This is a genomic window from Halomonas urumqiensis (assembly GCF_003028575.1).
GTDB lineage: Bacteria > Pseudomonadota > Gammaproteobacteria > Pseudomonadales > Halomonadaceae > Halomonas > Halomonas urumqiensis.
In genome coordinates, this window is the sequence record NZ_PYUD01000001.1 from 1,146,179 (window position 1) to 1,165,842 (window position 19,664).

17 protein-coding genes and 1 other RNA gene are annotated in these 19,664 nt (G+C 63.0%); 11 read left to right on the plus strand and 7 right to left on the minus strand.

The features are described 5' to 3' along the window. Positions 1-53 precede the first annotated feature (53 nt). Positions 54-818 (minus strand): TlyA family RNA methyltransferase, encoded by a 765-nt coding sequence (locus C6V82_RS04915; protein WP_102588696.1) that lies wholly within the window; start codon positions 816-818, stop codon positions 54-56. Positions 819-962: 144 nt separating this feature from the next. Between C6V82_RS04915 and C6V82_RS04920 the strand changes: the two genes are divergently transcribed. Then, complete coding sequence (locus C6V82_RS04920; protein WP_102588697.1) at positions 963-1,994, plus strand: AbrB family transcriptional regulator; 1,032 nt, start codon at positions 963-965, stop codon at positions 1,992-1,994. Between the two features lie 109 nt (positions 1,995-2,103). Here C6V82_RS04920 and C6V82_RS04925 read toward each other — a convergent pair whose 3' ends face one another. Together C6V82_RS04925 and C6V82_RS04930 are read right to left on the minus strand one after the other, a co-directional pair. Next, positions 2,104-4,140 carry a hypothetical protein gene (locus tag C6V82_RS04925; protein ID WP_102588698.1) on the minus strand — a complete coding sequence of 679 codons (2,037 nt, stop codon included), beginning with the start codon at positions 4,138-4,140 and terminating at the stop codon, positions 2,104-2,106. A 46-nt stretch (positions 4,141-4,186) separates the two neighbouring features. Continuing rightward, entirely contained in the window at positions 4,187-5,410 is a 1,224-nt protein-coding gene (locus C6V82_RS04930; protein ID WP_102588699.1) for an ATP-grasp domain-containing protein, read from the minus strand. A gap of 257 nt (positions 5,411-5,667) precedes the next feature. On the opposite strand from C6V82_RS04930, the gene ffs reads away from it, so the two are divergent. Beyond that, an RNA gene (gene ffs / locus C6V82_RS04935) (signal recognition particle sRNA small type) lies at positions 5,668-5,764 on the plus strand. A gap of 85 nt (positions 5,765-5,849) precedes the next feature. On the opposite strand, the gene C6V82_RS04940 is transcribed toward ffs, so the two are convergent. The 3 genes from C6V82_RS04940 to C6V82_RS04950 all read right to left on the minus strand — a co-directional run bounded on the left by C6V82_RS04940 (position 5,850) and on the right by C6V82_RS04950 (position 8,964). Next, on the minus strand, positions 5,850-6,350 hold the full coding sequence (locus C6V82_RS04940) for a hypothetical protein (protein WP_102588700.1): 501 nt from the start codon (positions 6,348-6,350) through the stop codon (positions 5,850-5,852). A 140-nt stretch (positions 6,351-6,490) separates the two neighbouring features. Continuing rightward, complete coding sequence (locus tag C6V82_RS04945; protein WP_229843032.1) at positions 6,491-8,008, minus strand: DNA recombination protein RmuC; 1,518 nt, start codon at positions 8,006-8,008, stop codon at positions 6,491-6,493. Beyond that, positions 8,005-8,964 (minus strand): DNA-binding protein, encoded by a 960-nt coding sequence (locus tag C6V82_RS04950; RefSeq protein WP_180978306.1) that lies wholly within the window; start codon positions 8,962-8,964, stop codon positions 8,005-8,007. Before C6V82_RS04950 ends, C6V82_RS04945 begins: the two co-directional genes overlap by 4 nt. A gap of 240 nt (positions 8,965-9,204) precedes the next feature. Here C6V82_RS04950 and dnaX point away from each other — a divergent pair, with 240 nt between their 5' ends. The 6 genes from dnaX (at position 9,205) to C6V82_RS04980 (ending at position 14,333) form a co-directional block, all read left to right on the plus strand. Then, entirely contained in the window at positions 9,205-11,208 is a 2,004-nt protein-coding gene (dnaX, locus tag C6V82_RS04955; RefSeq protein ID WP_102588702.1) for a DNA polymerase III subunit gamma/tau, read from the plus strand. A 52-nt stretch (positions 11,209-11,260) separates the two neighbouring features. Next, positions 11,261-11,587 (plus strand): YbaB/EbfC family nucleoid-associated protein, encoded by a 327-nt coding sequence (locus C6V82_RS04960; protein WP_102588703.1) that lies wholly within the window; start codon positions 11,261-11,263, stop codon positions 11,585-11,587. Positions 11,588-11,698: 111 nt separating this feature from the next. Further along, positions 11,699-12,307 (plus strand): recombination mediator RecR, encoded by a 609-nt coding sequence (gene recR, locus C6V82_RS04965; protein WP_102588704.1) that lies wholly within the window; start codon positions 11,699-11,701, stop codon positions 12,305-12,307. A 25-nt stretch (positions 12,308-12,332) separates the two neighbouring features. Next, a complete protein-coding gene (gene rnd, locus C6V82_RS04970) occupies positions 12,333-13,460 on the plus strand; it encodes a ribonuclease D (RefSeq protein WP_102588705.1) in 1,128 nt (375 codons plus the stop codon). Continuing rightward, positions 13,457-13,786: a YcgL domain-containing protein gene (locus C6V82_RS04975; RefSeq protein ID WP_229843031.1), complete on the plus strand. Its 330-nt coding sequence runs from the start codon at positions 13,457-13,459 to the stop codon at positions 13,784-13,786. The genes rnd and C6V82_RS04975 overlap by 4 nt, the downstream gene beginning before the upstream one ends. 97 nt (positions 13,787-13,883) lie before the next feature. Continuing rightward, positions 13,884-14,333 (plus strand): YcgN family cysteine cluster protein, encoded by a 450-nt coding sequence (locus C6V82_RS04980; protein WP_102588706.1) that lies wholly within the window; start codon positions 13,884-13,886, stop codon positions 14,331-14,333. Between the two features lie 15 nt (positions 14,334-14,348). On the opposite strand, the gene C6V82_RS04985 is transcribed toward C6V82_RS04980, so the two are convergent. Continuing rightward, complete coding sequence (locus C6V82_RS04985) at positions 14,349-16,448, minus strand: S9 family peptidase (protein ID WP_102588707.1); 2,100 nt, start codon at positions 16,446-16,448, stop codon at positions 14,349-14,351. Between the two features lie 51 nt (positions 16,449-16,499). Here C6V82_RS04985 and C6V82_RS04990 point away from each other — a divergent pair, with 51 nt between their 5' ends. Genes C6V82_RS04990 through C6V82_RS05000 form a run of 3 tightly spaced genes read left to right on the plus strand, consistent with a single transcriptional unit; the run spans position 16,500 to position 19,624 of the window. Further along, positions 16,500-16,934, plus strand: a complete 435-nt coding sequence (locus C6V82_RS04990; protein ID WP_229843030.1) for a hypothetical protein — start codon at positions 16,500-16,502, stop codon at positions 16,932-16,934. A 10-nt stretch (positions 16,935-16,944) separates the two neighbouring features. Then, positions 16,945-18,819, plus strand: a complete 1,875-nt coding sequence (locus C6V82_RS04995; RefSeq protein WP_102588709.1) for a VWA domain-containing protein — start codon at positions 16,945-16,947, stop codon at positions 18,817-18,819. Further along, positions 18,812-19,624 carry a class II glutamine amidotransferase gene (locus C6V82_RS05000; protein ID WP_102588710.1) on the plus strand — a complete coding sequence of 271 codons (813 nt, stop codon included), beginning with the start codon at positions 18,812-18,814 and terminating at the stop codon, positions 19,622-19,624. Before C6V82_RS04995 ends, C6V82_RS05000 begins: the two co-directional genes overlap by 8 nt. The last annotated feature ends 40 nt before the right edge of the window (positions 19,625-19,664 follow it).

The following is a 19,664-nucleotide window of genomic DNA, read 5'->3' on the forward strand; positions in this document are numbered from 1 at the left end:
CCGACGATGAAGACCGGTCTTTCTATCAATGACAGCCATTCAATCTCAAGGCTTCACCCGCGCACCGCATGCAGCAGGAACTCCCGGTTGCCGTCACCGCCAAGCAGCGGGCTCTCCTGCCAGTGCAGGATTCTCAGTCCATGTGACGCGCAGCAGTCGCGAATACGCGCTTCCACGTCGGCATGGCGGCTGGGGTCAGTCACCAGCCCGCGTGAATTGACGCCGTCAGGGCCGACTTCGAACTGCGGTTTGACGAGGCTGGCAAGTTGCCCACCGGCGGCCAGCAGCGAGGCCAACTGTGGCAGGATCAGGGTCTGGGAAATGAACGAGACATCCATCACCGCGACATCCGGCCCCGTGGCTCCCTGCTCGGCAAGCGCCGCATGAAGCCTTGGATCGTTTGCCAGTGCCCGGGCATTCAGCCCTTCCAGGCACGTCACTCGAGGGTCCTCGCGCAGGGTCTGGTCGAGTTGGCCATGGCCGACTTCCACGCCGATCACGTGACGGGCGCCGAAACACAGGGCGCAGTCGGTGAATCCGCCAGTGGATTGCCCGACATCCAGCACCAACGATCGATCGAGGGTCAACGAGAGTGCCTGGAGCAGCGCTTCCAGCTTGAGTCCGGCACGTGAGACATAGCGCTCCTCAGGGTCTTCCTCCACGCGGAAATGCGCCTCCTCGGGCCACTTCTCCCCCGGCTTGGTCAGAACCCGGCCATCCTCGGCCAGCCGCACGCGTTGATGGCGAATCAGGCGCTGCGCGCGAGTGCGCGAACGGGCCAGACCTTGGGTGACGAGCAACTGGTCGAGGCGAGGCATCGGGCTTCCGGTAACGTGGAGAACGAGGATGGCGACTGCTTTATCGGGTGCCAGTATACCGGTGCCGGGCGTATCTCGCTTTCCATCCTCACCGGGTGTGGGATAATGGGAACATTGTTAGCGGGTTAATCAAGGGGCAGGGGAGTGAAGCGGATTCAAGGCAAGGCGCTTGCCAGGTCGCTCGGTATAGGCGCACTGGGGGGGCTGATCTTTCAGCTGACTGGCTTGCCGCTTGCCTGGATGCTCGGCCCGCTGGTCGCCAACCTGATTGTCTCGGCGCGAGGCGTGGATGTACGCGTGCCAGAGCCACTGCGTGAGCTGTTTCTCGGGGTGCTGGGATTGGTGCTTGGCAGCCAAGTGACACCACAATTGGCCGAGCGGATGCTTGACTGGCCGGTGTCCGCCGCCTTGCTGCTGATTGGCGTGGCGTTGTCCACCGCTGCCGCCGCCGCGTGGTATCGGCGTTGTGGTTTCGACTCGATCAGTGCCTGGTTCGCATCGGCCCCAGGTGCCATGACCGCGATGATCCTGATGGGCGAGAAGGGCGGTGGCGACCCCCAGCGCATTGCCATTGCCCAGTCGCTGCGCATCATTCTGGTGGTGTTGTGGTTGCCACCACTGTTCTGGCTATGGGAAGGAGGTGCCGACTCCGGTCTCGATTCCCTGCAAGTGCCGCCGGCCCACTTGTGGATGTTGTTGGCCATCCCACTGTTATTGCCCGTGGGGCGCTGGATGCGCCTGCCGAGTCCCTCGCTTCTGGCACCGCTGGCTTTTGCGGCCCTGCTATCCGCGAGTGGCGTTGCCACCTTTCAACTGCCGGACTGGGGGCTGAACCTGATGTTGTGGGTGCTGGGTAGCGCCATCGGTTCACGCTTCAAGGGACTTTCCCGTGCGCGCTTTGGACGTTATGTCTTCGAGGCGGCGGTGGCGACGTTGCTGGCGCTCGTGGTGCTCGGCGTATTCGCCGAACTGATTCATCAGCTACTCGGGGTGCCGCGCGATGTCGCGCTGCTTGCGCTGGCGCCAGGGGGCATCGGCGAGATGGCGATCCTGGCCGTGGCGCTGGATCTCGATCCGGTGTTCGTGGCATTTCATCATCTGTTGCGGATGGTCACGCTGATGGTGTTCGCGCCGTTCTGGGCAGGCTGGTTGATCCGCCGTCATGGCGGCGGGTGAGCGTGAGTCATGCAGACGCGTTGCCGAAACGGGAAGCGCCCACTCCACGTCAGTGGATGCGGGCGCAGGTCGAAACGCAAAGGTGTGGTCAGGGGGGCTGAATGAAGCGCTAAAGTCCTTGATCGGCTTGCAGGTCGGTGGGGGGAACGCGGTCTGCCCCCCAGCTGCGATGGATATAGCCGGTGACACGGTCGAGCTCTTCCTGGGTGATCTCGGCAAGCTCCCCACGCTCCAGCGGATCGTAATGGAAGATATAGAGTCGTGACGCGAACTGCTCGAAGGGCAGGGAGGCCTCGCCCGAGCGTTCACCGTTGCCGGCGGTACTCACCTTTACCTCCTCGCCCCAATCCTGGCCGCTGTCGTTGTTGGGGTTGTAGAAGTACACCCGCATGACATCCGAGGGGTCAAGAGAGACCCGTAGCACGGTGATGGCATGCCAGCCAATGAAGCGCGCCGCGCTGTCGGTGACGGCGATGCCCGCCGGCTGCGGGTGAATCAGCGGCTGGTTGCCGTTGTAGTACGGATGATAACTGGCATAGAAGTGGCGCAGGAAATCATCCAGATCATCGAGCTGGCCGCTGGCCACATCGACATTGATGCGAAATCCGCGTCCCGACCACCAGCCATGAAACTCTGGATTGACCCAGCGGTGCGGGTCGCCTTCACGATCGACACAGCGCCGCCCCATCTCGGCGTAGATGCGGTCGAGGTGGGGCACCACGATCAGTGAGACCGGGTCGAGATCCATGGGTAGGCTTTGTGCCACGCCGCCGATGCTCTCCATGGAAGAGATCGGCTGACCCTCGAAATGCATGATGATTTCGTCATCGCGTGCCGCCCAGGCAACCATCTGTAGAAGATAGTCGGGGTCGTTGTAGGCCCACATCGACAGCGCCCTTGCCGATTGGCAGGTGGGGTTGTTGCCCTGGCCGACGCCCAGTGGTTGGCCGAGCATGCACATCACCCCTTCCAGCAGGCGCGCGCGCGGAGATATGGCTTCCCCGAAGGCCAGGTTGAGTCGTGCCTCTGACCATTCCGATAGCGTCAGCCCCAGTTGGCGCCACATGGCTGGTGCGACAGGCGGCTGGTAGAGGATGCCACGCTCGAGCATCAGCGACAGGCCATAGACGGCCTGGGGGGTCGCCGGATGGACACCGCCGCGAATCAGCGCGGACACCAGTTCGCGATAGCACAGCAGGCAATCACGCCCTGTGGAAGAGAGTCCCAGGGCCTCGGCCAGCAGGTGATCACTGTGATCGAGCAGATGACGCAGCAGTACCGGATGGTAGGCCGATACCAGCCCGGTATCGTGCATGGCGCGGGCAAAGCCTGTGGCCTCACCCTGCAGTGCGGCCGAATCCATGCTCGAGAGTCGTTCCCGGTATACCACGATGCCAGGATCTTCTCGGCAAGCTCGGGTAGGCCCGAACAGCGAGCTGACCAGGCGGTCGGCTCCCTGGCCGCTGGCGCCCAGGTCGATCTCGGGGTTGGCCTGGCAGATGGCGATCTGAGTGATCATCTGTTTCACCGGCTCCACCTGGATGGGCCGCTGCTGCAGAATCCGCCAGATCTCGTCGATGAGGCGGTCGATGATGTGTTCATACCCGATACGTTCGGCCAGATGGCGGAACAGGTGGCGGGGCACCTGCGCCAGGCGGCCTTGGGTTTCGCGCTCGGCTTCGCTTGGTGCGCCAAACAGCAACCACAGGTTCAGAGCCATCACCTGGGTCAGGTAGTGATGGGCCTGCTCCGCCGAGATCAAGGCGTGCGGGTAATCACCCTTGGCCACGGCGACGAGCCTAAGCTCGCTGAGCGCTTCAATGACCACGGTGTTGGGGTCGGCGCTCTTCAGCGCATGGGTGGTCAGGGAGGGAACCAGGTATTGCGGTGTGGCCCAGTCGGAACCGAGAAACACACCCGCATCCTCAAGGCGTTGGCTGCGCTCGTCTAGCGCGGCACAACCACCTTCCTGCATCAACACTCGCCGGGCAGTATCCAGCACCCTCGGCAGCTTGCCCGGCTTGGCGAAGTCGCGTGCGTCGTAGAGCAGGTTGATGGCGTCATCGAGTTTCTTGAGCAGGCCAGCGAGCTTGTCGCTGGCTGCCGGCGCATCATTACTGCTTGTCGTGTCACGTGGCGTCGTCACGCAGACTCCTTGTCTTCAAGCTGTCACGTTCTTTATGACGCCTGTATTAGACATAGAAATCAAGCTCTTCCATATGCTTGAGCAGTTCCTTCATGCGCGCCGCCTCATCGCCCTTGAAGTAGATCAGCCCCCAGTGGGTGCCGAAGGCGGTGCGTTTGGTCACGGTTTCCTCGAGCGGCGGCGTCAGTTCGTGGGACTCGAAGTACGGGTCGTCCTCGACCTCTTCCGGGATCTCCAGCTTGCTGACCACGCGGCGGCGGGGATAGACGCCGAAACAACCGGCGAAACCATCGGCATCGACCACTTCCTTGGGGAAGAAGGCGCTGACTTCCTCAGAAGTCGTCTTGGGATCGAATACCAGAATGGACGCCTGGTAGGCGTTGAAGCCATAGACGCGCTCGAGCAGTTCGAAGACCTTGAAGCCCGGTGGACGATAGGCCACCTCGCCGAAGTACATTTCGCCATCACTGGTGACGAAGTATTCCGGGTGAATCAGGCCGAATTCGATATCGAATGTCTTGATCAGTTTCTCGATCTGCGCGGTGATCTGCTTCCTGTAGTGCTCGAGCTCCGGAGAGGCAGGCACGAATACCGAGTAGCCGAGGGTCACGTATTCGGAGATATTCAGGAAGGCGATCTTGCCGTTGTGGATCCAGGCCTCCACGGCGAACTCCCACCCATCCAGGTGCGATTCCATCAGCACCGGGAATTCCTCGTCGGGAATGGTATCGACCTCGTCGGGGGTGCGGATCACCCGGTGGCCAAGGCAGCCAGCCTTGTCGAAGGCCTTGAGGTGGATCGGGTCGTTGGGGTCGCCGTCGAGCTTGAGCAGGGTCTGGTTGACCCGCTTGAGGAAGCGCACCACATCTTCCTTGTCATGGGCTTCCTCGAAGATACCCACGCGGATCCCGCCAAGCTGCGCACGCCGCTTCATCAGCGCCTTGTCACGCAGCAGCAGTGATTGCCCGTAGAGTCGCGGGTTGTCGAGCAGCACCGAGTTGATGGCACCAGCCCACTCCACGGTTTCCTCGAACAATGGAATCGACACGTCCACTCCCATGTCACGCAGGGTCTCGGCGATCTCCATGGAGCGGTCATTGAGGCGCTCGAAGTTCCACGGCACGTAGGGGATATCGTGCTTCTGGCAATACTCTTCCGCCCATTCCGGGGCGACCACTACGTAGCGTCGATCGAAGTTCTCGGCAGCTTCGATGGCATTCAGGCTCCAGCCCAGCAGAGCGATATAGCCCTTGTTCGGATCCTTCTTCATGGTACGCCTCCAGATGTAGGCAATGAGTGAAACTCCCTGACGCGAGAGAGCGTTACGAAAGGAAGTGGGTATTCACCTACCATACACGACATCGCTTGCGGCTTCATCCGGGTACCGTGCTACAGCGGCCTTGCTGACCAACGGTGGCGCTGGTATAGTGCCTTCGCACTCGGCAATGCATTGTTATGCAACGCATTGAAAACGCTGAGTTCAGTATGGGTTTCGAGCATATCGCCCACGCTGTGCAGTGGTGGCCCCGTCGGTCCTCCCGCAACGCTAAACCGCAAACCCCGCCAGGCCCGGAAGGGAGCAACGGTAGTGGTGGACGCGTGTGCCGGGATGTGGCTGTCGGGGCCGCCTCCATTTCGGATGCCCATCGATTCTCTTTCAAGCACGTCATCCCCCAGTGCGTCATCATCGTTTTTTCAGAGCACTGTGTTCAGTCTGCTCGAATGGCCTCGACATCGAATTCCACGGCGACATCGAGGGTGTCGTCGGGGTCATGGCCCTCGCTGATGGAAGCCAGATAGAGCAGTGTCGTTTCGACATTGCCCTTGAGACGGGCCGTGTCACCTTCGATTTCCAGTGTTTCGAACTGAATGTTGGCGGTCTCACCTTCGGTGCCGTAGTGCGGCATCATGCTCGATTCCGGAAGGTACATGACGCTTGCATCCATCGGCTGGCCGTTCATGACCATGAAGTCGATGCTCAAGGTGCCCTCCAGTGCATAGCGCGGTTCCCGGTGGGCCTGGATGGTGATCGAGAACATGCCCGGGGCGATTTCGCTGAAGTTCGCCGTCGAACCTTCACTGTGCGTGACCACATGCCATTCGCGCGCGTCGCCATCCAAGGTGCCGTTGACGCCTGCGGCCTGGGCCGTGACAGCGATTGCCAGCGTGGCGGCAGTCAGTACTAGAGGTTGCCATGACATCTTGCTCATCCTTGTCTCCTTGTCTCCTTGTCGGCCCGCTAGGGCAAGCTTGAATTCACCAGCCGCATGGCGGGCGTGCTAATCAAGATGGCTCACGGAGCGCAAGTTGCAAGTTGTCGCTGGGGGGGCGGGTATCACATCAACCGCGTTCAGTCGCGCCTTGGCATCGAGCTCTGCTGGTCACGTGACTGCTCGAGTTCCAGTGCAGCACGTTCGATCAGCTCGGACGGCAGTTCCCGCTTCACGGCCACCCCCAGCTCCTTGAACTCGGCGGTCTGCTTGATCAGGTTGCCGCGGCCGCTGACCAGGCGGCCCATTGCCTGGTCGTAGCTTTCCCGGGCGCCGTCGATCTTGCGGCCGACATCCTGCATGCTTTCGAGAAACAGCCGGAGCTTGTTATAGAAGGCCTCGGCACGGTTGGCCAGCTCGGCGCTATGACGGCTCTGGTCTTCGAAGCGCCACAGCTGGCGGACAATGTTGAGACTGGTGAGCAGGGTAGTCGGTGTGGCCACCAGTACATTGTTCTCGATGGCGCGCTGGAACAGCGTCTCGTCGAAGCGCAAGGCCTCCACGTAGGCCGACTCCACCGGGATGAACATCACCACGACTTCAGGCGAATTGAGCCCTGGCAGCGCGTAGTAGTGCTTGTCGGCAAGCTCATTGATGCGCTCGGCTACTGCCTTGGCATGTTCGGCGAGCGCCTGCCGGCGGATGGCCTCGTCCTCGGCATTGACGTAACGCACATAGGCGGCAAGCGAGGTCTTGGCATCGATCACCAGGTGCTTGCCCTGGGGGAGATAGACCAGCGCATCGGGCCGTCGGCGGCCTTGCTCGGTGGTAAAGCTCGGCTCGCGACGGTAATCGTGTCCGGCGCGCAAGCCGGAGCCTTCGAGAACATTCTCGAGCATCAGCTCGCCCCAGTTGCCCTGCACCTTCTTCTGGCCCTGTAGCGCCTCGGTGAGCCGGCTCGCCTGGTCGGTGATCTCGCGGTTCAGGTCCTGCAGGTGCTTGAGCTCGGTGCGCAGGCTGGCGCGCTGTTCGGTATCGAAGCGGTGGATGTTCTCGACCTTCTCGCGAAAGCCCTTCATCTCGGCTTGGATGGGCTGCAGCAAGCCGCTGATATTTTTCTCGGAGAGGGCCGAGAAGGCCTGGCCCTTGCGTTCGAGAATCTCGTTGGCGAGGTTTTCGAACTCCTGCTTGAGCTGGTCGCGGTTCTCCTTGAGCAGCGCGAGTTGCTCGGCGAAGTGTTGCTGTTTCTGTTCGAGCATGGTGGCAAGCTCGGCGTGGCGCGCCTGCCACTCGGCAAGCGCCGTTTGGCTTGCGTCGCGAGCTTGTCGCTCCTCCTGCCACCACTGCTGGTAGCGCGTGGCATCTCGCGTTGCTCCAGCGAGCTCGCTGTCGAGAGTCGCTACACGCACCTGGCTTTCCTGCAGGCTTTCCTGGAGGGATCGTCGCTGCTGCTCGTACTGAAGCTCCTCGGCCTGGCGTGTCTCGCCGTGTGCGTTGAGTTCGCCCTGGTGTTGGCGCCGGATGGCATTGATGCGCCGCGCGGCCACAAGCGATGCCAGGCCATAGGCCGCCACGAAGGCGATCACGGCGACGATGCCCACCGCCTGAATGCTCGTTAGCCCAAGGGCCGAGAGGTCGAGTGCAGCGAGCTCGGTCATGACTTGCTGGAGCCCTGCGGGCGCTGGCGCTGCTTGACCTGCATGGCATCCATGCGGGCCTTGAGAGCCGCTTGGGTGGCATTCAGTGCCTCGGCGCGAATTTCTGCCTTGGTTGCGCGCTGAATGGCTTCCTGGGCCTGTTTCAGTGACTCCTGGCGAGAGCGTTCGATGGCGTCAAGGCGCTGCTTCTGGCCAGCCCGCAGGTCACTGACCTCCTGGCGGTGGCGGGTGCGCTCGGCCTGAAGTTCCTTCTGTGCCTGGCTGAGCTGCTCGCTCTTTTCCCTGACCTGTTCGAGGGCCGACTCGCGCTGGGCCTCGGCCACCGACTGGTTGCGTTCTGCCTGTGCGACGTCAGCCTCCATGGCGCGTGTCTGCCGTTCGGACTCGACCCTCGCCTGGCGTTGTTCCTCGAGCTGGCGGGTCAGCATATCGACTTCCTGGCGCAACTTGGCCAGCTGTTCCCGGCTCTCCTGGTTGCGCTTGTGTTCACCCTCGAGCTGCTCGGCAAGGGCTTCGGCACGTGCCTCGAGCTCGTCGTGGCGCTTGACGGCGGCATCGCGTTCGTCACCCAGCATCGCCAGTGCGTGTGCCTGTTCGGCGCAACGGCGCTCCATCGCCTCGCCCGCCTCGGCAAGCGTCGTTGCATCGTTGCGCGCCTCGTCGGCCTCGCGCTCAGCCGCGACACGGGCAGCATCGACCTGGCGCGCGATTTCGGTTTCCATGGACTCGATCAGGTGCGCCGGTAGCTCAGGCGCTGAGGGTTCCGGGTCGGGCTGTGCGGCGCGCCAGGCACCCAGGTGGCGCTGGATGATGTTGGGAGAGCCACTGCCGAGGTACTCTCGAACGCGCTTGAGCGTTGGTGCCGTACCTTTGGCGGCAAGGTTCTCGGCGGCGGCGGCAACCAGTTCATAGGTCACTGTATTGGCGGGCTCGGCGTCTTTTGCTTGCTGGCTCATGTCGTCTTCCATGTCGCGATGAATTGCCCTTCGATGACGCACCGGTTCGGCGCGCCTAGCGCGGCACAAGCCTAGCATAAGGCCAGGCTCGATGGCCGCCAAACCTCGCTTGGGATGGTGGCTTTGCGCGGCCCCTCCCAGTCGCTAGAATGGAGCTTTCCGCTCGGCCTTCTGGGGTGTAATGGCAATGCTGTCTCCCTGGCCGATGACGTTCGCCTCACCGCAAGGATTCCGCGCTCAATGAGCTATCAGGTTCTGGCCCGCAAGTGGCGACCGCGCACCTTCCATGAACTGGTTGGTCAGGAGCATGTTCAACGCGCGCTGGTCAATGCCCTTGACCAGGGTCGCCTGCACCATGCCTACCTGTTCACCGGTACTCGTGGCGTGGGCAAGACGACGCTGGCGCGAATCCTGGCCAAGTGCTTGAACTGCACCGCCAAGGGCCGTGGGGACGAGGCGGTGACTTCCACACCATGTGGCGAGTGCGACAGTTGCCGCGCCATCGACGAGGGACGTTTCGTCGATCTCATCGAGGTGGATGCGGCCTCGCGCACCAAAGTGGAAGATACCCGCGAACTGCTCGATAACGTGCAGTACGCGCCGACTCAGGGACGCTTCAAGGTGTACCTGATCGACGAGGTGCACATGCTCTCCACGAGCAGCTTCAATGCGCTGCTCAAGACACTCGAAGAGCCGCCGCCCCATGTGAAGTTCCTGCTGGCCACCACCGACCCGCAGAAACTGCCCGCCACCGTGCTGTCGCGTTGCCTGCAGTTCACTCTCAAGCAGATGTCGCCCGAGCGCATCGTGGGGCATCTCACCAAGGTGCTCGGTGCCGAATCGGTGCCCTTCGAGGAGAGTGCGCTGTGGCTGCTGGGCCGTGCCGCCCAGGGCTCCATGCGCGACGCCATGAGCCTCACTGACCAGGCCATCGCCTTCGGCCAGGGGCGGGTCGAGCATGCCGATGTAGCCGCGATGTTGGGCACCCTGGATCAGCGCCACGTGCTGGCGTTGGTGGAGGCGCTGGCTGATGTGGATGCCGCTCGGTTGCTGGCTGAGGTGGCGGCTCTCGCCGAGCGTGCCCCGGATTTCGCTGGGGTGCTCGATGAGGTCACCGCCTTGCTGCATCGCTTGGCGATTGCCCAGATGGTGCCCGATGCGCTGGATAACGGTCACGGCGATCTTGACGCGCTGCTGGCCCTGGCAAGCCGATTCACCGCCGAGGATATTCAGCTCTATTATCAGATTGGCATTCAGGGGCGCGGTGATATGGAGCATGCCCCTGACCTGCGCACCGCCCTCGAAATGACGCTGCTACGCATGCTGGCCTTTCGTCCGCAGGGTGTTCCCCGCCCGGCGAAGACGCCGCTGCCGCTGCGGGGTGAGAGCCCCGGTGTCTCGAACGCCTCGGCAGGCCGCAAGCCCGATGCTGCCGATGAGCCGCAAAGCCCCTCAGCCGATCATCGTGAACCGATGGCCCGCGCCTTGACGAGTGATGAAGCGCCGGCTCCCTCGGCTTCAGACGCTACGGCGACGCCATCCGACCAGGAGCGCTTGCGTTACCATGAGCCTGCCGCGGGGGCGGCTGCGAGGACTGAATCTCCCGCTGCCACGCCAGAGGCGCCACCACCAGCGGAGCAGGAACCGGTCGATGAGCCACCGCCGTGGATCGAGGCGGAGGCCGAGACCCATGACGCGCCGGCAACGTTTGAGCCGGAAGTGGTCGTGCCGGAAGTGGTTGCCTCGGAGGAGACACTGCCACCTCCCCCCGGCGGGCCTTCGCTAGCACCCGCCGCCGCATCGCCCGATCCGGTGCAATCGGCCTCGGCTGCCCAGGACGGTTTCAACCATGCCGACTGGCTTGCCTGTTTCGAGTCGCTGGGGCTTGGAGGCCTGACCCGCAACCTGGCGGCCAGTTGCATTGTCGAAGCCGACGACGGGGCACGTCTGCAGCTGCGTCTGGATCCGGCGCTGTCGGCCATGCGCGCCGAGGTGCATATCGAGCGTATCCAGGCGGCACTGGCCGATCATGGAGTGGCACGTCGGCTGGTGGTGGAGGAGGGCGTGTTGCCGGAAGGTATCGAAACACCCAGGCAGCAGGCCGAGCGATTGGCGGCCAAACGTCACGCCAAGGCGGTTGAAGCGCTCAAGGATGACCCCCATGTACAGAATCTGCAGAGTGCATTCGGTGCCCGACTGATCGAATCCACGGTCAAGCCCGCCAGTGCCGAGATCAGGCACTGAATTCAGTGAAGCGTTCACATCCCAGTGAGCCTATTTGATAGAGGATTTTCCCATGATGAAGGGCGGAATGGGCAATATCATGAAGCAGGCCCAGGAAATGCAGGAAAAGATGCAGCGTGTGCAGGAGGAAGTGGCGCAGGCTGAAGTGCTGGGCGAGGCGGGTGCCGGCATGGTCAAGGTGACCATGAACGGGCGTCACGACGTCAGCAAGGTCGATATCGACCCGAGTGTCATGGAGGAGGACAAGGAGCTCCTCGAGGACTTGCTGGCCGCCGCCGTCAATGACGCCGTGCGCAAGGTCGAGGCCAACTCACGCGCCAAGATGGAAGAGGCCACCGCTGGCCTGAATCTGCCGCCCGGTTTCAAGATGCCGTTCTGATGGTTTCCTCAGTGCCCCTGCAAGCCATGACGACGAGGAGCCTCCCTTGACTGATCACTGCGTGCAAGACCCTCGCCTGGCGCTTCAACGGCCACTTGCGCAGGGTGGCCGATGAGCTTTTCGCCGCTTGTCGAGCGTTTGATGGAGACGCTGCGGGTGTTGCCGGGTGTCGGACCCAAGACAGCCCAGCGCATGGCGATGCACTTGCTCGAGCGTGACCGCGATGGTGGTCGGCGCCTTGCCGAGGTACTCGACACGGCGCTCGAGCAGGTTGGCCATTGCCAACGTTGCCGAACTCTGACCGAGGAGACGGTATGCCGGCTGTGCGAGAGCCCGCGGCGCGATGACGGCGTGCTATGCGTGGTGGAATCCCCCGCTGACCAGTTGGCCATCGAAGAGGCAGGTGGTTTCACCGGTCGCTACTTCGTGCTGCATGGCCACCTTTCCCCGCTGGATGGCATCGGCCCCGAGGACATCGGCCTTGCGCTTCTCGAGGAGCGTATTGCCGAGGGTCAGGTTCAGGAGTTGATCCTTGCCACCAACCCCACCGTCGAAGGCGAAGCCACTGCGCACTATATCGCCGCCCAGGTCGCCGGGCAGGGTGTTACCCTGTCGCGGCTCGCCTATGGCGTGCCGATGGGTGGTGAACTCGAATACGTCGATGGTGGTACGCTTAGCCGTGCCTTCAACGGCCGCCTGCCGTTCTCCGCTCTTCGATGACGTTTCCAACCAGCCGGAACCCCGCATGCCCCTGAGCCCCGACATACGCTGGATCGATACCCCCGCCGCCCTGGACGCCGCCTGTGCTGAAGTGGTTGATGCCCATGTGATCGCGCTGGACACCGAGTTCTTTCGCGAGAATACCTTTCATCCGGTGCCGGCTCTTATCCAGTTCTCGGCGGGTGGCCCGGCCTGGTTGATCGACCCGCTGGAGGTCGAGTGCACCGAGGCCTTTCGCCAGTTGCTCGCTACCGGTCCCTTGAAGCTGTTGCATGCCGCGAGCGAAGACCTCGAGGTCTTCGCGCACTGGGCCGGTGTGCCACCGGCACCGCTGATCGATACTCAGGTGGTGCAGTCACTGCTTGGCGACGTGCCTTCCATGGGCTATCAGAAATTGGTCGAGACATGGGTCGGCGAGACCCTGCCCAAGGACGAGACCCGCTCGGACTGGCTGAAGCGCCCGCTCACGCAGACCCAGAAACAGTATGCAGCCCTCGATGTGGTCTATCTGGTCAAGGTGTGGGAGCTGCAGCGCGAAGCCTTGGAACGCCACGGCCGCATGGCGTGGGCCGAAGCCGACTGCGCTGAACTGGTCGAACAGGCAACGCGTAGCGTCCATGCCGATGGCCAATGGTACCTGCGCCAGCGCCAGCTGTGGCGCTTGAGCCCACGTCAGATCGAGGCCTATCGGCGCTTGACCATCTGGCGGGAAGGCGAGGCCCGTGCCCGCAACCTGCCGCGAGGATGGCTGGTTCATGATCGCGTGCTCTATGCCATCGCCGAGCAACTCCCGGAAAACCGCTATGAGCTTTCTCACATCGAGGGCGTCAAGCCAGGGCTGATCAAGCGCGATGGTGACCAACTGCTTGGGTTGGTGGCCGAAGCGCGGCACCTGGATGATGGCGAACTGCCCAATCCCATGCATTCGCCCGTGGCGCCTGACTTCAAGAAGCGCATAAAGGCACTCAAGAAAGTGGTCAACGCCGAAGCCGAGACCCAGGGGGTGGCGCCTGAGGTACTGTTGCGCCGCCGTGAGCTGGAAGCGTTGGTGACCGCCGACCTGGACGGGCAGCCACTTCCCTTGCCCGTTGGATGGCGAGGGGAACGACTGAACACTGCCCTCGGCCAGGCGCTTGAGGAGCTTGCGACATGAGTGAAGAGACAACCTCTCGCGATGACAGGATGCGCGGCGACAAGCTGTTGTGCGAGGTGTTCAAGAGCCCTCGGCATGATGAAATGTATCTGTATGTGGACAAGCGCGATGGGCTTTCGCGCGTGCCCGAGGCGCTCGTCGAGCGGTTTGGCAAACCACGTTCGACCATGACGCTTATCTTGACGCCCGAGCGGAAAATGGGGCGTGCCAGCGCCGACGCTGTGATGGCGGCGATTCGCGACAAGGGCTTCTATCTGCAGATGCCACCGGCCAAGGATGAGTATCTGTTGGATCTGTACAAGACGCCGACCGAAGCTCGCTATTAAGTAGCAGGAATAATTAGTAGTAAGAATAGTTCGTAGTAGGAATAGTGAGTAGTAGGAATAGTAGTCGGCAGTCGCCACGCGGCGTGAAGGAGCGAGCATGCGAGAGCGGTTCTGGGAGCGTTTCCCGCTCGAGGAGTTGAGCGGTGAGGAGTGGGAGGCGCTGTGTGATGGCTGTGGCCAGTGCTGCCTGCTCAAGTTCCAGGATGCGGACACGGGCGACCTGGCGGTACTCAACGTGGCCTGTGAATTGCTGGATACCCACAGTTGCCGCTGCAGCGACTACGAGCACCGCTTCGAGAAAGTGCCGGATTGCACGCGCCTGACACCGGCACTGATCGACGAGTTTCGTTGGTTACCCCATTCCTGCGCCTATCGCCGGGTGGCGGAGGGGCGCAAGCTGGCACGCTGGCACCCATTGCTCTCGGGTGACCCTGAGCGGGTACATCGCAAGGGGGTCAGCGTGCGCAGTTTCGCGGTGTCGAGCCGCGAGGTGGACCCTGCGCACTACGAGGACCACATCATCGCGGTGATTCCCATCGACGATTGAGGGGTGTTGTCAGGCCTAGCGTGTTGCCAGGCCTAGCGCCCACAGGATGAAAGCGTCCTGACGGGCATTGTCGTGCCACGCCTTGAAGCGCCCCGAGGCGCCGCCATGACCCGCCGACATATCGGTACGCAACAGTACCGGGTTGCGCCGCTCGGCGCTCCGCGCGTCGTTGAGTTCGGTTAGCCGTGCATACAGCTTGGCGGGCTCCCAGTAGGGCACGCGCGTGTCGTGCCAGCTGCCTTGCAGGAATACCGTGGGCCATGCCTGGGTCGAGAGATTGTCCAGCGGCGAATAGGCGCGGATTCGCTTGCGTGCGTCTGGCTCGTCGGGATTGCCCCACTCGGTGTATTCCGCGGTGGTCAGCGGCAGGTCGGGATTCTCCATGGTACGCAACACGTCGACGAAGGGTACGTCGAGTACGGCTGCGCAGAAGGCCTGCGGGGCCAGGTTGAGGCTGGCGCCGACCAGCAGGCCGCCGGCGCTTGCCCCATAGGCGGCGATGCGTTCGCCATCACTGATACCGTGTTCCACCAGGGCGTCACGGGCGGCGAGGAAATCGCGGAAGCTATTTTCCTTGTGCTCGAGCTTGCCAGCCAGGTACCAGGGTTCGCCGCGGTCGCCACCACCACGGACGTGGGCCACGGCAAAGGCCACGCCACGCGATAGCAGTTCGAGCCTTGCCACCGAGAACCAGGGGTCGAGGACTTCGCCATAGGCGCCATAGCCGTAGAGCAGGGTGGGGCGAGGGTGACCAGTGAGATCGGCGCGCATCACCACCGAGACCGGGATGCGCTCGCCATCGTGCGAGCGGGCCCAGAGCCGCTCACAGGTCAATTGTTCCGGTTTGAGGTCGCCATGTATCGGTTGCTGCTTGAGCAGCGTGCGCTCGCCGCTGTCCAGGTCGTGTTCGATCCAGCTCACCGGCAGCACGAAGGACTCCTCGCGCAGCCGCAGACGACGGCAATCGAAATGTGGCGCATCGCCCAGCGCCAGGCTGCAAGGGGTCTCCGGCAATGGCAACCGCTCGTCGCGAGTGATCCTGTGGTCGCGGGCGAGTTCGAGCACACGCAGGTGAACCTGGGCCCCGTGATGATCCCGCTCGGTTATCACAAGCCCCCAGTCGAAGGCATCCAGCCCCTCGAGGGTATCGTCGTCACGGTGTTCGATCAGTGGCTGCCAAGTGTCTTCGTTCGCGGTGGTGTCTAGCCGCGAATCCTCGACCACGTCGAGCCGGAAATGCGCCGCGCTGCGGTTATGCAACACATAGAAGTGCCCGGGCCGGTGATCCAGTGACAGCTCGACCCCGTTCTCGCGCGGCCGGAAGCAGTGGGGTGGTGTGTCGGGAGCGTGAGCCGGGATCAGGTGACACTCACTGGTGTCCTTGGAGGCACTTTCCAGCACCAGCCAAGCCCTGGAACGGGTCTTGCCCAGGCCAAGCCAGAACTCGGGGTCCTGTTCATGCAGGATCAAGCTCGGCTCGCCGGCGCTGCCTTCCAGCAGTGGCAGGCGCCAAACGCTTTCGGGGCGCTGGGTGGCGTCATAGCGTGTGAACAGCAGGGTTGCGTTGTCTTCCGCCCAGGTCAGTTCCGGGCCGATCTCCTCGAGAAGCTTGGCCGGCGTGCCGTCGGGCAGCGCCTTGATGAACAGTTCGAAGGTTTCATCGCCTCGTGTGTCCTCTGTCCACGCCAGCCAGCGTTCGTCGGGTGACAACGCCATGTCGCCGAGTTCGAGGAAGTCGTGGGTTGCCGCACGCGCCTCGAGGTCGAGAAAGGCCATGGCGCGGTCGGGTTTGCCATTGGGGTGTCTCCACCACACCGGGTAGTCGGCATCCACGGCCGTCTCGCTCCAGTAGGTGTAGTGATCGAGAGGCGTGCGCAGGCCATGGACCGCCAGTTCCCGGCGTGCCAGGTGGCCGTGGTAGAGTCGCTCCACCAGGTCGTCGAGTGGCGAGAACCAGCGGTCGAATTCGCCGTTTGCGGCCTCGAGGAATTGTGTGACCCGCGGGTCGTCACGCGCTTCCAGCCAGTGCCAGGCGGGGTCGTCGTCGCGACGGAACCGAGCGACCGGGCTGTGACTGGCAAGTGGGTCTGTGGCATGCGGCGGCTGTGCTTTCATGTCGCGAGATGTACCATACTCGAAATGATCCTTCACGAGGTATCGACGTTGATGTCCGATTCAATCCCCCTACTATGGCTGAGCTACGGGTTTTTGTCGCTGATGGTGCTGTTGACCGGCTATCTTGGTCTGGCGTTCCTGCCGCGCCTGCCGCGGCTGGTGATTACCTGGCTGGTGGCCGGCGTGATGTGGATCCCGTCGCGTTTTCGTTTGCCGCTGATCGAGGAGGGGGAGTTTTACACTGGGCTTGCCCCGGCCATCATGGTGGCCGCCATCGCGGTGCTCGAGGGCAATGGGTCGGTGTTCCTGCCGGCGGCCCTGCTGGTAGCGGTGGGCGCTTTACTCGGCGGTGGTGTGGGGATGTTGCTATGGTGGCGCGGCCGCGGTAGAAACCAGAAGCCCCATGCCGACAGGGAAGAGCGTGATTCACGACCAGTGCGCAAGCGCGGTGGTAACGACGAGCGCGAGGAGCCGGTGATCGGCTAAGGAGCCGGGGATGACCTGGTGGCAGAGGTTCACTCAGGCAGGGCATGCCGCACTTTCGCGCCTGTCGCTTTCACAAGGCATGGTGGCGCTGGTGGTCTTGCTGGTGGTGACGCCCGTGTTGGCTCAGCGTGTGCAGGAAAACCCGGACGTTCGGGTCATCATCGATATCTCCGGCAGCATGCGCGTAAACGATCCCAACCAGTTCAGCGCCAGTGCGCTCGAGCTGCTGGTATCTCTGTTGCCTGACGATACGTCCGCGGGGGTTTGGACCTTCGGTGAACGCGTCGACAATCCGTTACCCCTCGATAGGGTCGACGAGGCCTGGCGAGAGCGGGCGACGGCCCTTCGTCCAGCGTTGGTGGAGTACCAGCCGTACACTGATATCGAAGCGGCGGTACGCGAGGCGGCTTCCCCCGAGGCCAATGGCTGGCGCCATATTATCCTGCTCACCGATGGTGTGATCGACCTGTCTCCCTCACGTGGCGCCAAACCGGCGGTGGATGTCGCGTCGCGGCGTGAGTTGCTTGAGGTGCTTGGCCCGCGCTTGGCCGATCGTGGCATCGTGGTGCATGCCATTGCCTTTTCCGATGACGCCGACCTCGCGCTCGTCGAGCAACTCGCACAGGCCACTGGCGGGTTGCCGGCGCTTGTCGAAACCCCTGAGAGCCTGCTGGGCGCCTTTCTGGACATTGTCGAACGCATCTTTCCCGCCGACCAGGTGCCTATCGAGGCAGAAGGCGACGTAGGGCGCTTTGCCATCGAGCCGGGGGTCGATGCCTTCTCGGCCCTGCTGTTCCATTCCCCCGAGGCCGACCCCTTGGTATTGGTGGGTCCTGACGGCACGGTCTACCGCTCCGATGACCTCCCGGATGGCATCAGCTGGCAGGTAGAGCCGCTTTTCGACCTAATCCGTGTCGAGGAGCCCCTGGCTGGAGAATGGCGCCTGCAAGGCGAACTTGGCGAAGGCAGCCGCATCAGCGTGGTGTCCAAGCTGAACCTTGTGACCTCACCACTTCCGGCGACGCTCTACCTGGGCGTCCCTGTGCCTGTGGACGCTTGGCTAGAGCGAGAAGGGGAGCCGTTCGGCGACGACCTCGAAGGACTTGAGATGCGCGTCGAGTTGCGCGACCAGCACGATGACGTGCAGTCGGCCTTGCGGCTGGAACGCCAGGGCCAGCGTTTTTTCGGGGAGCTTCCGGCGCCGGCGCTGACGGGAGGCGCGCGGCTGTTGATCCGTGCCGAGGCCGAAGGCTTCACGCGCCAGCGTGTGCAGGCGGTCAACGTATTGCCGGTGATCAGCGCCACTCACCAACCTGCCGCTGAGCGGGTGAGGCTCACCGCCGAGCACCCCGAACTCGATCATGACAACACTGAGCTGGTCGGCGAGCTGGCCGGTGAGACCCTGACAGCGGAGCCGAGCGAGAACGGCGAGTGGCTGATGGCGCTGCCGCCTCTCGATGATAGTGTCAGCCAGCCGCTGATGCTGACGGCCACCGTGACGCTTGATGGCGAGACTCGCGAGATTCGACTGCCCCGCCTGGTGCTCAACCCCGAGGCCGAGACCGGGCTTGGTGTCGCCGGGTCACGTTCGGGGGGGCCGCAATCCGAGCGTTTCCACGAGGATCTCGCCACTGGGTACCAAGGGCCTGGCGCCAACATCGCCGACCGATTCGTATCGTCTATCAACGCCATGGGTCGCCATGCCGTCGAGGCCTGGGAAGCAGGCGCGCCAGGTGTGTTGAGGGCGGCCAGGACCATCGGTAGCGAACCCCGCTACTGGGCGGCGGCGGCACTGGTCTGCGGGATATTGTTATTGTTGGTCATCACGGAAAGGATACGTCGTTCGCGTCGCCGGGTTGTCCATCGGGAGGAGCCACATGTGTGAATTGCTTGGCATGAGTGCCAATGTGCCCACCGATATCTGCTTCAGCTTCACCGGCTTTCTGCACCGTGGAGGTGGTACCGGGCCACACCGTGATGGCTGGGGCATCGCCTTTTACGAGGAGGGCGGGTATCGGGATTTTCGTGATCCACACCCTTCTGTGAACTCGCCGATTGCCAGTCTCATCCGTGACTACCCCATCAAGTCGCATATCGTCATCAGCCATATTCGCCAGGCCAACGTCGGCAAGATACGCCTGGCCAACACCCATCCGTTCGTTCGAGAAATGTGGGGGAGTCCGTGGTGTTATGCGCATAACGGCCAGCTCAGCGGTTGGCAGTCGCTGCCCTTGACGTTCTATCGTCCGGTGGGGGATACCGACAGCGAGCATGCCTTCTGCTGGTTGATGGGTGAATTGCGCTCGCGCTTTCCCGACCCGCCGGGAGGCGATGCCGAGCGCGTAGGCATGTGGCGCCTGCTGCATCAGCTGTGTGAGCGGCTGCGTGGGCTTGGTGTGTTCAACCTGCTGCTGGCCGACGGCGAGTATCTCTACACGTTCTGTTCCACCAAGTTGGCGCACATCACCCGCCGTGCCCCGTTCGGCAAGGCCAACCTCTCGGATGCCGAGCTCGCGGTGAATTTCGCCGAGCACACCACGCCCGATGACATCGTCTCGGTGCTGGCCACCGAGCCGCTCACCGACAATGAAGAGTGGGTGCGTATGCTGCCAGGCGAATTGCTGGTATGGAGGAATGGGCGGATCGAGGCACGCTTCGGTTGCCGCGATACGGCGACCCTCGACGTGTGAGTCGTTCTTGGATTGAATCGCTCTTTGAGTGAGCTGTTCT